The organism is Anaerocolumna sp. MB42-C2 (assembly GCF_030913705.1).
Taxonomy (GTDB): Bacteria; Bacillota; Clostridia; order Lachnospirales; family Lachnospiraceae; genus Anaerocolumna.
This window is the reverse complement of record NZ_CP133190.1, coordinates 3,798,259-3,813,166: the sequence shown is the minus strand read 5'-3', so window position 1 is coordinate 3,813,166 and position 14,908 is coordinate 3,798,259. Positions and strand designations below refer to the sequence as shown.

The 14,908-nt window shown below is 38.2% G+C and carries 7 protein-coding genes; all 7 read right to left on the bottom strand.

Annotated features, from left to right (window positions below; translation table 11 throughout):
* Window positions 1-57: 57 nt before the first annotated feature.
* Window positions 58-2,178 (bottom strand): elongation factor G, encoded by a 2,121-nt coding sequence (gene fusA, locus RBU59_RS16935; RefSeq protein WP_308143683.1) that lies wholly within the window; start codon window positions 2,176-2,178, stop codon window positions 58-60.
* Window positions 2,179-2,358: 180 nt separating this feature from the next.
* Entirely contained in the window at window positions 2,359-2,829 is a 471-nt protein-coding gene (gene rpsG / locus RBU59_RS16930) for a 30S ribosomal protein S7 (RefSeq protein WP_308143682.1), read from the bottom strand.
* 271 nt (window positions 2,830-3,100) lie between these two features.
* On the bottom strand, window positions 3,101-3,520 hold the full coding sequence (gene rpsL / locus RBU59_RS16925) for a 30S ribosomal protein S12 (RefSeq protein WP_308143681.1): 420 nt from the start codon (window positions 3,518-3,520) through the stop codon (window positions 3,101-3,103).
* Between the two features lie 157 nt (window positions 3,521-3,677).
* Window positions 3,678-5,768, bottom strand: coding sequence for a ribonucleoside-triphosphate reductase, adenosylcobalamin-dependent (nrdJ, locus tag RBU59_RS16920; protein ID WP_308143680.1), 2,091 nt, complete (start codon window positions 5,766-5,768; stop codon window positions 3,678-3,680).
* A gap of 504 nt (window positions 5,769-6,272) precedes the next feature.
* Entirely contained in the window at window positions 6,273-10,010 is a 3,738-nt protein-coding gene (rpoC, locus tag RBU59_RS16915) for a DNA-directed RNA polymerase subunit beta' (protein WP_308148596.1), read from the bottom strand.
* 110 nt (window positions 10,011-10,120) lie between these two features.
* Window positions 10,121-13,951, bottom strand: coding sequence for a DNA-directed RNA polymerase subunit beta (rpoB, locus tag RBU59_RS16910; protein ID WP_308143679.1), 3,831 nt, complete (start codon window positions 13,949-13,951; stop codon window positions 10,121-10,123).
* A gap of 515 nt (window positions 13,952-14,466) precedes the next feature.
* Window positions 14,467-14,835 carry a 50S ribosomal protein L7/L12 gene (gene rplL, locus RBU59_RS16905; protein ID WP_308143678.1) on the bottom strand — a complete coding sequence of 123 codons (369 nt, stop codon included), beginning with the start codon at window positions 14,833-14,835 and terminating at the stop codon, window positions 14,467-14,469.
* Window positions 14,836-14,908: the final 73 nt, after the last annotated feature.

The following is a 14,908-nucleotide window of genomic DNA, read 5'->3' as shown; positions in this document are numbered from 1 at the left end:
ATAATGAATCACGCAAACTTTTTGCGTATAATCCATTTTAAACAAAAAATTAATTTATTAGTTTTTACCTTTAGCTGCCAGTACTTTTTCCTGTACATTCTTAGGAACTGGTTCGTAATTTGAGAAGAACATGGAGTAAGCACCACGTCCCTGTGTTCTGGAACGTAAGGAGGTTGAATAACCGAACATTTCAGATAACGGAACGAAACCTCTGATTAATTTAGTGCCGTTAATATCTTCGGATCCTTCGATACGTCCACGACGTGCACTGATATCACCGATAACATCACCCATATAATCATCCGGAACAGTAACTTCAACTCTCATGATAGGCTCAAGAAGAACAGCGCCTGCTTTGTGCATTGCATCTTTAAATGCCATGGAACCGGCAATCTTAAATGCCATTTCGTTGGAATCGACTTCATGGTAAGAACCATCGTAAACAGTCGCTCTAATACCAAGAACTGGATATCCTCCAAGGATACCGGCTTTTGTAGCTTCTTCGATACCTGCTCCAACTGCTGGAATATATTCTCTAGGAATAGCACCACCAACAACGGTAGATATAAATTCGAACGTTTTCTCTGCATTAGCATCCATTGGCTCAAATTTAACTTTACAGTGTCCGTATTGTCCACGACCACCGGATTGTTTTGCATATTTACTGTCAACATCAACTGCTTTGGTAAAGGTTTCTTTGTAAGCAACCTGAGGTGCACCTACGTTAGCTTCCACTTTGTATTCTCTTAAAAGTCTGTCTACGATAATTTCAAGATGGAGCTCACCCATACCGGCAATAATTGTCTGACCAGTTTCTTCGTTGGTATAACATCTGAAAGTAGGATCTTCTTCTGCAAGTTTTGCAAGAGCTTCACCCATCTTATCCTGACCTGCTTTTGTCTTCGGTTCGATTGAAACCTCGATAACCGGTTCAGGGAATTCCATGGATTCAAGTATAACAGGGAATTTCTCATCACAGATTGTATCACCGGTAGTAGTAGCTTTAAAACCAACGGCTGCTGCAATATCACCTGAATAAACTTTATCTAGATCTTCTCTCTTATTTGCATGCATCTGTAAGATACGGCCTACACGTTCTTTCTTGCCTTTAGTAGAGTTAAGTACATAGGAACCGGAGTTTAATGTACCGGAATATACACGGAAGAAAGCAAGCTTTCCTACGAAAGGATCGGCCATAATTTTAAATGCTAATGCTGCAAAAGGTTCATCATCAGAAGACTTTCTATGAACTTCATTGCCCTCTTCATCAACACCTTTGATATCAGGAATATCTGTAGGTGCAGGCATATACTCAATAACGGCATCAAGCATTTTCTGAACGCCCTTATTCTTATATGCGGAACCGCAGGTAACTGGTATAAGTTTAACATCAATCGTTGCTTTTCTTAGAGCTACTTTTAATTCTGCAGTTGTAGGTTCTTCACCCTCTAAGAATTTTTCGATTAATACATCATCTGTTTCACAGATTAATTCGATCATGTCAGCTCTATATTTATCAGCCAATTCCTTCATATCATCCGGAATCTCTTTAATTGAAATGTCTTCGCCCTTATCATCATTGTAATAGTAAGCTTTCATTTCAAATAAATCAATCAGACCGATAAAGCTGTCTTCTTTACCGATTGGTAATTGAATCGGTACAGGAGTTTTACCTAATCTTGTTTTAATCATGCTTATTACATTATAGAAATCTGCACCGGAAATGTCCATTTTATTAACAAATGCCATTCTTGGTACGTTATATTTATCAGCCTGACGCCATACTGTCTCTGATTGAGGTTCTACACCACCCTTAGCGCAGAATACACCAACTGCACTATCAAGTACACGTAAGGAACGCTCAACTTCAACTGTAAAGTCAACGTGTCCTGGTGTATCAATAATATTGATACGATGTTCTAAAGCTCCAGGTATCTTCTTGTGTTCAAATTCCTGAGTCCAGTGACAGGTTGTAGCGGCTGAAGTAATTGTGATACCTCTTTCCTGTTCCTGCTCCATCCAGTCCATGGTTGCAGTACCTTCGTGAGTATCACCGATTTTATAGTTTACACCGGTATAATATAAGATACGTTCGGTAAGTGTTGTCTTACCGGCGTCGATATGAGCCATAATACCGATATTCCTAGTTCTCTCTAATGGATATTCTCTTCCAGCCAAGGAAATTCCTCCTTAATTCAAGTGGTTCACCCATTCGTTCTTAAACGATAAATAGGTTATATCAATAATTACACAGTAAAATATTTAAAGATAACTGCTTTTGATAATATACCACTAAAGGCAGTAATTATACTAAATGTATGATTACTACCAGAAGTAATATGGTTACCGCTTTTTATCTTACCAGCGATAATGTGCAAATGCTTTATTTGCATCAGCCATCTTATGCATATCTTCTTTTTTCTTAACAGCGGATCCAGTATTGTTAGCTGCATCCATAAGCTCGTTAGCTAATTTTTCTTCCATTGTCTTTTCTCCTCTTTTACGAGAATAAAGTGTAAGCCAACGAAGAGCTAATGCTTGTCTTCTGTCCGGTCTAACTTCAATTGGTACCTGGTATGTTGCACCACCGATACGTCTTGCTTTAACTTCCAATACTGGCATAATATTGTTCATAGCTTCTTCAAAAACTTCGATTGCTTCTTTGCCAGTTTTAGCAGCTACTCTGTCAAATGCTCCGTATACGATCTTCTGTGCAGTACCTTTCTTACCATCTAACATAATGTTATTGATAAGCTTGGTAACAATTTTGCTGTTGTAAATCGGATCTGCTAATACATCTCTTTTTTGTATATGTCCTTTACGTGGCACGTTTCTTCCCTCCTTAATAATCCTTATTGAAATTCAATAAGATTTTCTTAAATCATCGGTACTCACATATCCCCATTATTAGGGGCAGTGCGGGATTAACCCGTACTTTCATTGTGTTCGCGCTCAGTTTAACTCTCTTTCAAATCTATTCCGTCTATAGAAAAACAAGTTTCTTTAGGATTCGGTGATAAAACGCAACCCAGAAATTTTATCTGAAATCTGAAATTAAAAATTAACCCGGCACTTAATGATTAGTGAAAAAACTGAATGATTATTTACCTGCTTTCGGTCTCTTCGCTCCATATTTGGAACGAGCCTGTCTTCTCTTAGCAACACCTGCTGTATCAAGTGTACCTCTGACAATGTGATAACGAGTACCAGGTAAATCCTTAACTCTACCACCTCTGATCAGAACAACACTATGCTCCTGAAGGTTGTGACCTTCCCCTGGGATATAGCTTGTTACTTCGATTCCGTTAGAAAGACGAACTCTGGCAATTTTTCTAAGAGCTGAATTAGGCTTCTTAGGTGTAGCTGTTCTAACTGCTGTACAAACACCTCTTTTTTGTGGTGCTGAACTGTCAGTAGCTCTTTTATTTAAGGAGTTAAATCCTTTTTGAAGAGCCGGAGAAGTAGATTTCTTCTCAACTGTCTTTCTACCTTTTCTAACTAATTGATTAAATGTAGGCATTAATTTTCACCTCCTGATGATTATTAGAATTACTTGGGCTGCCCTATTGTCTCTTTGCATTAAATGCACACAATCATTGACGCAATATAAAATCGCGCTTATTGATTATACTTTAAATTTTGTATCTTGTCAAGAGCTATTAAAAAATTCTTCAATTCTATCTGATCGGGCAAAAACCATTTTCACAATCTCCGTCTATAAGCTCTTGGGTCTCATTCACATCATAACGGGCAAGTAACTCAAAATCAATTGGTTTTATACTGCTTAGCCGTTTTTCATAATCTTCTCTGGATGTACGCTCAAAAGGAAGCAACGGATATGTTTCTTCATATAATGGCAGAAATGTAACTCCTACACTGTAATCAAAGTTTTCATACAGCCAATCTGCAACGTCATCCCACTCATTTTCCCTTACATGTACAGTAATGGAGGTATTATGATCCGTCCAGTTTAACATGGATAATTTATACAACTCAAGTTGTTCTATGGCTCCCACCTCATATTTTGTTTTGCCCTCAGGCGCTTTCACCGGAAATTCAATTACCTTAATCGTACAATTGTCATCCGTTTGTCCTACTTCATTATAGACAGGATAACACCCTTGTTTCTCAATCATTTTAAAAAGCGGATCTGATGTGGCAATTCGCACCCTTCTGATATAGTAGTTTGAATGTGCAAAATGAATACCGCTGCTTACACAAGGTAAAGTAGATAAAGTACCCTCCGGTTTTATTGTAGTCATTAGCTTTGGTACAGAAATTTTAAGAATATCACAATATCTTTTTCCCTCCAGATGAACAATCTCTCTTAAATGTTTTAAGAGTACTCCAAGTTCCTTATAACTCATCTTAGTTTTGTTCACCATATCCATGATGCCGGTTAATGATATTCCTACGATCCTGTCTTTTTTCATTACATCGTTCCATTCTGAAAGTTCTACATCAACTAATGTCATACGAATAGCAACTCGAGTCGATAACTTTAAAACATTCTCCAGACTTCCAAGGTCTAATTTACCCTGATCATCAACAAAAGAGAGAAGATTATTTGTTGTAAGGTTACAACATTGCTTGGATTGTAAAAGTATTTCACCACACGGATTCAGACCCTCAAAGGTACCTTTTCTTCGTTTGGCCTCTGCCCCATTGATAAACCCCGGCTCCCCGTTGATCCGTATGGAATTGAGTATTTCCTTAATTCTTGTAAGAGACGGCCTTCCGGAATAGAGAACGGAGTTATTACTCATTTTGCGGTGGGAAATGTCAGCATTTTCAATCCATTCACCATCAAAGACAGTATAGATATCCTTTTTGGCATTAATGACCTCTTCCTCACCTTCATCACATATTATCATCATGGCACTGCGTCTGACACCGCCGGACACCACATTTTCACTGATTATCGTAGCAATATCCAGAACATCAATGGACAACAGTTTATTATCCTCATTATTAAGTATTACCTTATTTATCTTTTCAAACATCCTTTTTAAGGACTTATGTCCGGAAGCTCTACCTCCAAACCGGCGTAATCTCTCACCCTCCGGTCTTACATAACTATAATCGATGATAATGGTGTCTATATCCTCATATATCTTTTCCGTAATTAATTTAAAATAAATCTCCAGAGCATTGCACCAGCCTTCTTTACTGTCGCCTACTTTAACCTTAGCAATATGTCCGTTAGGGTAATCTATATCCAAGTCCGTATTCTCCATAAGCTCTTTCTTAGTTTCTTTACGCACGTTCTCCAAATAGATTCCATCCAATTTCACTTTCCTGACATTAGGCATCTTGTGGATCAAATTTTTGTCAATACGAATACCGACTCCGCACCCTAACATAAGCAGATAGAAAACATCCACAAAGTCACACATGTTCTCAATTTTGGTGAAACAGCAGTTGTAATTCGATAAAGGATATTCCTTTACAATTTCCGTTCCTCCCATGTATAATGTTCGTCCGGAGGTAAAGGTTCTTAAATTATAAAGATTGTCAAATAATTGCTCCGCTTCTTTTTGTTCTTCTGTTAGATCTATGAACATACCCAGATTCCTCTTATATTGTATGCCTAATTCAATGTTGTACTCCGTTGTTCTTAATACGGTCTCAAACCAGTTTTCTCTTCTTTTTTTATCTTCGATATACCGGGAATAAGTTCTAAGATATACAAACTCCCCGATTGGACTTAAAGGTGCTTTTTGATTTTTATATTTATTTAAAAACTGTTCCGTTAATAAACCTGCCATACTGATTCCTCCGATCTATTCAGAATATAATCATTCTATCCTATTATGATTACTTCTTCTGAAAATTACTCCAAATTTAGTTATATGATCCCAAACCGAATAGTCTTTGATCACAATCTTGTATTTTATCAATCAAGTGCTTCTATGCACTATATATTGTGTTTCAATTATACAGCAGCACAATATATATGTCAATATTGGATGGTTTAACTTTCGTTCGACAGTTTATTTTCATTATCTGCTCCACCATAAAGTAATATTCTCATTTAATGTCTCAATCATCTTTAAATTTTTATACACCTTTATTTAACCTGTATTTCTATAATATTGAACAAACCTACTGATTCATTATTTTTTCATATATTCAATATAATACTCATTGTCAGCTGACTTTGTTATTATCAATTTTGATATTTTCCTAATAACAAAAAATCTGCTAAAACGAATTCTTAAACTTTTCGTTTTAGCAGATTTTTTATTATAATATATTATTTGTTCGTGTTATCAATCATTATCTTCAGAATAATTATTTAAAACAAATTCTTCATCATCAAGGTCATCTTCAGATATATCTTCATTATCATCAAACTCATCGACTTCAATACCGTCTATATCGTCCAACGTTGATTCGTTATAGCGGAAGCTGTCATAATCCTCATCCTCATAATCTTCTGAGATTAATAATTCTTCATCCATATCGCTGTCTAATTTAACAGAACGGTATCTCTTCATACCGGTTCCGGCAGGAATTAGCTTACCAATAATAACATTTTCCTTAAGACCAATTAATGGATCGATCTTACCGTTAATCGCTGCTTCTGTTAAGACTTTCGTTGTCTCCTGGAATGATGCTGCGGAAAGGAAAGAATTGGTCGCCAAAGATGCTTTCGTTATACCAAGCATAACCTGCTTACCTTCTGCGATTGGTAATCCTTCTTCTTCCAGTTTTTCGTTGATATCATCAAAATCTAAGGTATCCACTAATTTACCTGGCAGTAATTCAGAATCACCACTGTTTTCAATACGAATCTTCTTTAACATCTGACGAACAATAACTTCAATATGCTTATCATTAATTTCAACACCCTGCAGACGGTATACTCGCTGAACTTCCTGTATCATATAATCCTGAACGGCACGAACACCTTTAATCTTAAGAATATCATGAGGGTTAACACTACCTTCTGTTAACTCGTCACCGGCTTCTAATATATCACCATCTAAAACTTTTATTCTGGATCCATAAGGAATTAAATATGCTTTGGATTCACCGGTTTCTTCATTGGTGACAATTACTTCACGTTTCTTCTTAGTATCCTTAATGGTTACAACTCCGCCGAACTCAGCGATAATTGCAAGACCCTTAGGTTTTCTTGCTTCAAAAAGTTCTTCGACACGAGGAAGACCTTGTGTGATATCATCACCCGCAACACCACCGGTATGGAAAGTACGCATAGTAAGCTGTGTACCTGGTTCACCGATAGACTGGGCAGCAATAATACCTACTGCTTCACCAACCTGAACTGCTTCACCGGTAGCCATGTTGGCACCATAACACTTAGCACATACACCAATATGGGACTTACAGGTAAGAATCGTACGAATCTTAATCTTCGCATTAAATCCTGCTTCCTGGACTTTCTGGGTCGCAACGATTCTGGCTGCTCTTCTTGGTGTAATCATGTGATTTGCTTTTACAATTACTTCGCCGCTATCATCTGTAATGGTCTCACAGGAATATCTTCCGGTGATACGTTCTTCCAGACTTTCAATTACTTCATTGCCGTCGGTAAAAGCTTTAATCCACATACCAGGAGTCTCTTTGCCTTCACAGCAGTCAACTTCACGAATGATTAAATCCTGAGATACGTCAACCAGACGACGTGTCAAATATCCGGAGTCGGCGGTACGAAGAGCGGTATCGGAAAGACCCTTTCTTGCACCATGGGCGGAAATGAAGTATTCCAAAACATCAAGTCCTTCACGGAAGTTTGATTTAATAGGTAACTCGATGGTTCGGCCGGATGTATCTGCCATAAGACCACGCATACCTGCAAGCTGTTTAATCTGCTTATCGGAACCACGGGCACCGGAGTCAGCCATCATATAAATATTGTTATATTTATCAAGTCCTGTAAGAAGTGCTTCCGTAATATCATCATCGGCAACCTTCCAGGTATCAATTACTGCTTTATATCTTTCATCTTCCGTCATAAGACCACGGCGGAAATTCTTGGAGATCTCTTCTACCCTTGCTTCTGCTTCCGCAATAATAGTTTTCTTCTGCGGCGGTACTGTCATATCGGAAATAGATACTGTCATGGCAGCTCTGGTAGAATACTTATAACCAAGTGCCTTAATTGCATCCAGTGTTTCAGCTGTCTTTGTAGCTCCATGAGTATTAATGCACTTCTCAAGGATCTTCTTTAATTGCTTTTTGCCAACATGGAAATCAACTTCCGGTATTAAGAAATTCTCCGGTTTGGAACGGTCAACAAATCCTAAATCCTGACTGATAATTTCATTGAAAATTAATCGGCCTAAAGTTGATTCAATCGTTTTGGTTTCTGATACACCCTCACTATTAATGCCCGTTCTTCTGACCTTAATAAGTGCATGCAGGGTAATAGCACCATTCTCATAAGCAAGAATTGCTTCATTTACACTCTTAAAACAATGACCCTCTCCCATATCACCCGGTTTTTGTAAGGTCAGATAATAGATACCAAGTACCATATCCTGAGAAGGAACGGCAACCGGAGCACCATCGGATGGTTTTAATAAGTTGTTGGGAGATAAAAGTAAAAATCGGCATTCTGCCTGTGCCTCAACAGATAAAGGCAGATGGACAGCCATCTGGTCACCATCAAAGTCGGCGTTAAAAGCGGTACATACTAATGGATGAAGTTTAATTGCTTTACCCTCAACCAATACCGGTTCAAAGGCCTGAATACCAAGTCTGTGAAGAGTTGGAGCACGGTTTAACATAACAGGATGCTCTCTGATTACTTCTTCTAAAACATCCCAAACTTCAGTCTGAAGTCTTTCTACCATCTTTTTAGCTGATTTTATATTATGAGCAGTTCCTCTGGCAACTAATTCTTTCATAACGAAAGGCTTAAATAACTCAATTGCCATTTCTTTCGGAAGACCACACTGATAAATCTTTAATTCCGGACCAACAACGATAACGGAACGTCCTGAATAGTCAACACGTTTACCAAGTAAGTTCTGACGGAAACGTCCCTGCTTACCTTTTAACATATCAGATAAGGATTTTAATGCACGGTTTCCCGGACCGGTAACCGGTCTTCCTCTTCTGCCGTTATCAATAAGGGCATCTACTGCTTCCTGAAGCATTCTCTTTTCGTTACGAACAATAATATCCGGTGCACCAAGTTCCAGAAGTCTCTTTAATCGATTGTTACGGTTAATAATTCTTCTGTATAAATCGTTCATATCAGAGGTAGCGAAACGTCCTCCGTCTAGCTGTACCATAGGTCTTAAATCCGGAGGAATAACAGGAACTACGGAAAGAATCATCCAATCAGGTCTGTTACCGGATTCTCTGAAAGCCTCAACAACTTCAAGTCTTTTAATGATTCTGGCTCTCTTTTGACCTGTAGAATCCTTTAAACCTTTTTTAAGTTCTACAGATTCCGCTTCCAGATTAATAGCAAGCAATAACTCCTGAATCGCTTCCGCACCCATTCCAACACGGAATTTATTACCGTATTTCTCATAGGCTTCTCTATATTCTTTTTCGTTTAAAACTTGTTTATATTGTAAATCGGTACTTCCTTTTTCCAATACGATATAAGCAGCAAAATAAAGTACTTTTTCAAGAGTTCTTGGAGATAAGTCTAATATAAGCCCCATTCTACTTGGAATTCCTTTAAAATACCATATATGTGACACCGGAGCCGCCAGTTCAATATGGCCCATTCTTTCTCTGCGGACACTGGCTTTCGTCACTTCTACACCGCATCTGTCACATACTACGCCTTTATATCGGATTTTCTTATATTTACCGCAATGACACTCCCAGTCTTTACTTGGTCCAAAAATCTTCTCACAGAATAAACCGTCTTTTTCCGGTTTTAAAGTTCTATAATTTATAGTCTCAGGTTTTTTTACTTCGCCTCGCGACCATTCTCTAATCTTCTCCGGAGAAGCTAAACCAATTTTTATGGCGTCATAGGTAATTTCCCCGACATTTTGATTATTTACTACTTCTGGCATCATCTGGCACTCCCTTTCATAGTAACGGATTATAGATGAAATCCGTCTTATTACATTAGACATCCGTTAAAACGGATGTCTAGTATGCTGATTAACTCCAACAGCCATAATTATTCTTCAAGGTCATCATCCATATCACTAAGGTCAACGGAATCCTCATCAAAGGAATCAAAGAAACTCTCTTCTTCTTCCGCTGTAGTCTCACGATATCCGGCATCATTGTAATCTTCATCATATCTGAAATTATTGTCACCCTCAATTAATGGTGTCAAATCTCCATCGCCGTAGTCTATATTCTCAGTCATCTTGACTTCCTGACCATTTTCATCCAAAACAATAACATCCAGCGCCAATGATTGTAATTCCTTTAGAAGTACTTTAAAGGATTCAGGAATACCCGGCTCAGAAATGTTTTCGCCTTTAATGATAGCTTCATAAGTTTTAACACGACCGGTGACATCATCGGATTTAACTGTTAATATTTCCTGAAGTGTATAAGCAGCACCGTATGCTTCCAGTGCCCAAACCTCCATTTCACCGAATCTCTGACCACCAAACTGTGCTTTACCGCCGAGAGGCTGCTGAGTAACCAGTGAGTAAGGACCGGTTGAACGTGCATGAATCTTATCGTCTACCAGGTGGTGAAGCTTTAAGTAATGCATAAAACCTACGGTTACAGCTCCATCAAAGAATTCTCCGGTACGGCCGTCGCGAAGTCTTACTTTACCGTCACGGTTGATCGGAACACCTTTCCATTCTTCTCTATAGGCTTTGTTATTATTTAAATAATCCAATAAACCTGGATCTAATACATCTTTATATTTTGCTTCAAAGGTTTCCCAATCCGTATTTACATAATCATTGGCTAATTCAAGCGTATCCATAATATCAAACTCGTTAGCACCATCAAAAACCGGAGTTGCGACTTTAATACCAAGTGCTTTTGCTGCAAGACTTAAATGGATTTCAAGCACCTGTCCAATATTCATACGGGAGGGCACACCTAACGGATTTAATACAATATCTAGAGGTCTTCCGTTTGGTAAAAACGGCATATCTTCAACAGGTAACACACGGGAAACTACACCCTTGTTACCGTGACGTCCGGCCATCTTATCACCAACCTGGATTTTTCTCTTCTGGGCAATATAAACACGTACTGTCTGATTCACACCAGGTGATAATTCATCGCCATTCTCCCTTGTAAATACTTTGGCGTCAACAATAATTCCGTACTCGCCGTGAGGAACCCTTAAGGAAGTATCTCTTACTTCTCTGGCTTTTTCTCCAAAAATTGCGCGAAGAAGTCTTTCTTCCGCAGTCAGCTCGGTTTCACCCTTAGGTGTAACTTTACCCACTAAAATATCCCCGGCACGTACTTCTGCACCGATTCTTATGATACCTCTTTCATCCAGATCCTTGAGAGCATCATCACCGACACCTGGTACATCCCTTGTGATTTCTTCCGGTCCCAGTTTCGTATCCCTGGATTCTGCTTCATATTCCTCAATATGAACAGAAGTATATACATCTTCCTGTACTAATCTTTCACTTAATAATACAGCATCCTCATAGTTATAACCTTCCCAGGTCATAAATCCGATTAGAGGATTCTTACCAAGTGCCAATTCACCACCGGAAGTGGATGGTCCGTCTGCAACTACCTGGCCGGCCTCCACCCTGTCACCCTTTATAACGATAGGTCTTTGGTTAATACAGGTACCTTGGTTGCTTCTTGCAAATTTTAATAATTTATATGAATTTTTCGTTCCGTCATCGTTCTTTATCACAACTTCTTTGGAAGTTGCTCTTTCTACTACACCGGCTTTTTTGGAAACAACACATACACCGGAGTCAACTGCAGACTTCATCTCAATACCAGTACCAACTACCGGTGATTCGGTGATTAATAAAGGTACGGCCTGACGCTGCATGTTTGAACCCATTAAGGCACGATTCGCATCGTCATTTTCAAGGAAAGGAATCATGGCAGTAGCCACGGAAAATACCATCTTAGGTGATACGTCCATCATATCGATTTTGGATTTCTCAAACTCGGAGGTTTCTTCTTTATAACGGCCGGATATATTCGTTCCAATAAAATAGCCGTTTTCATCCAATGGTTCGTTTGCCTGGGCTACTACATACTTATCTTCTTCATCTGCAGTAAGGTAAACTACTTCATCAATTACCCTCGGATTCGCAGGGTCAGATTTATCCACTTTACGGTATGGTGCTTCAATAAATCCATACTCATTAATTCTCGCATAGGATGCCAATGAGTTAATAAGACCGATATTCGGACCTTCCGGCGTCTCAATAGGACACATTCTGCCATAATGAGTATAATGAACGTCACGAACTTCGAAACCTGCACGATCACGGGACAAACCACCCGGTCCCAATGCGGATAGACGTCTTTTATGAGTTAATTCACCTAAAGGATTATGCTGATCCATAAACTGTGACAGCTGGGAACTTCCGAAGAACTCCTTAACTGCAGCAGTTACAGGCTTTATATTAATTAATGATTGAGGGCTTACCCCTTCCAGATCCTGCGTAGTCATACGTTCCCTTACTACACGTTCCATTCTGGAAAGACCGATTCTATATTGATTCTGCAATAATTCACCGACTGCTCTGATTCTTCTGTTACCTAAATGGTCTATATCATCAGCACTGCCAATACCATATTCCAGATGAATATTGTAATTGATAGATGCAATAATGTCTTCTTTTGTTATGTGTTTCGGAATTAATTCATTAATATTCTTTTTAATTGCTGCTTTGATATCTTCTATATTTTTAAATTCATCTAAAATGCCTTTAAGTACCGGATAATAGACTTCCTCCGTAACTCCCAGTTCTTCCTTATCAACATCAACGTAGTAAGCCAGGTCAACCATCAAGTTGGACAGAACTTTAACATTACGTTCTTCCGCTTGTACAATAATAGAGCGGACTGCAGCGTTCTGAATTTCATTTGCTATTTCTTCTGTAATTACGTTACCTGCTTCTGCAATAATTTCACCGGTTTCTTTATTAATTACGTCTTCCGTCAGCGTAAAACCTACTACACGGTTTCTAAGTGCCAGTTTTTTATTAAATTTAAAACGACCTACTTTAGCAAGATCGTATCTTCTCGGGTCAAAAAACATACTATTAATTAATGATTCTGCACTTTCTACGGAAAGCGGTTCGCCCGGACGTAATTTTTTGTATAACTCAAGTAAACCATCCTGATAGTTATCAGATGGATCTTTCGTTATACTTGCTGTAATTTTGGGTTCTTCACCAAATAATTCCTGTATCTGGGCGTTACTTCCAATACCCAGCGCGCGAATCAGAACGGTAATCGGTACCTTTCTGTTACGGTCTACGCGGACGTAGAAAATATCATTAGAATCTGTTTCATACTCCAGCCATGCACCACGGTTAGGAATAACAGTTGAAGAATATAATCTTTTACCAATTTTGTCATGTCCAACTGCAAAGTATATACCGGGGGAACGTACTAACTGGCTAACGATAACTCTCTCAGCACCGTTAATAACGAATGTTCCAGTCTCCGTCATTAATGGTAAATCGCCCATAAAAATATCGTGCTCATTGATTTCATCGTTCTCTTTATTGTGAAGTCTGACTTTAACTTTAAGAGGAGCTGCATAAGTTGCATCTCTTTCCTTACATTCTTCAATTGAATATTTGACATCATCTTCACACAGCACAAAATCCACAAACTCTAAGCTTAAGTGACCACTGTAATCTTCGATTGGAGAAATGTCATCAAATACTTCCTTAAGTCCTTCATCTAAAAACCATTGATATGAGTTTTTCTGAACTTCAATAAGATTTGGCATTTCCAATACTTCTTTTTGCCTCGAGTAGCTCATTCTTACGCCGTTACCAACTTTGATTGGACGTATCCTGTTTTTATCCATTGACGTTTTCACCCCTTGAAATTTTATTTAACATATGACGTTTACCGAAGCTTCTGCTTTTGCAAAAGCCGTTGTCTGATATCCATAAATATTTCCAAGAAATAGCCGTTTTTTACTTTTAACTAACATGTTTAGAAATATTATAGAATAATTTTGTGAAAATACTTTTCATTTTCACATATATGTGCTATAATAGATATTGTAGGTATATCACAGCACAATAGTGCATCTTTCATATTATCACAAGCTTTTCAAGATGTCAACATATTTTTGTTGACTTTTTCTATTTCTTCATAATATTTGTTACTGTTCGTTCCCCTGCCAAAAGCAGCAGTTCCGTGAACAATAACACGTCGCGTTTATCACCTGTGAACAATTCTAATAATTAGCAAATAATTCCTTAACTTAATTGTATACCCAAAATTACATAGTCTATACCGTAACCCCTGCTTTTTGTGAAACAAAAAAGTCTGTCCCAAAAGTATTAAGGGACAGACTTGATAATAGTCTTTAAACTATTTGATTGTAACTTTAGCGCCTTCAGCTTCAAGTTTAGCTTTGATATCAGCTGATTCATCTTTAGAAGCAGCTTCTTTAAGAGTCTTAGGAGCTCCATCAACAAGATCCTTAGCTTCTTTTAAGCCTAAGCCAGTGATCTCACGAACTACTTTGATAACTTTAACTTTGTTAGGACCAACTTCTGTTAATTCTACGTCGAATTCTGTTTTTTCTTCTTCAGCTGCTGCTGCGCCTGCTGCCGGTCCAGCTACTACTACACCTGCTGCTGCAGATACACCAAATTCTTCTTCACATGCTTTTACTAAATCATTTAATTCTAATACGGTTAAGCCCTTGATAGCTTCAATAAATTCTTGAGTTGTCATTATTAAATACCTCCATTTATATTTGTTTTACTGTAATTTAATGTTACTTTCAGTTTCCCGACTAAATCTCAGT

What these genes read in the sequence shown, in the direction of transcription:
- rpsL (WP_308143681.1), bottom strand. Translation starts at nt 3,520, where the DNA reads ATGCCTACATTTAATCAATTAGTTAGAAAAGGTAGAAAGACAGTTGAG.
- nrdJ (WP_308143680.1), bottom strand. Translation starts at nt 5,768, where the DNA reads ATGGCAGGTTTATTAACGGAACAGTTTTTAAATAAATATAAAAATCAA.
- rpoC (WP_308148596.1), bottom strand. Translation starts at nt 10,010, where the DNA reads ATGCCAGAAGTAGTAAATAATCAAAATGTCGGGGAAATTACCTATGAC.
- rpoB (WP_308143679.1), bottom strand. Translation starts at nt 13,951, where the DNA reads ATGGATAAAAACAGGATACGTCCAATCAAAGTTGGTAACGGCGTAAGA.
- rplL (WP_308143678.1), bottom strand. Translation starts at nt 14,835, where the DNA reads ATGACAACTCAAGAATTTATTGAAGCTATCAAGGGCTTAACCGTATTA.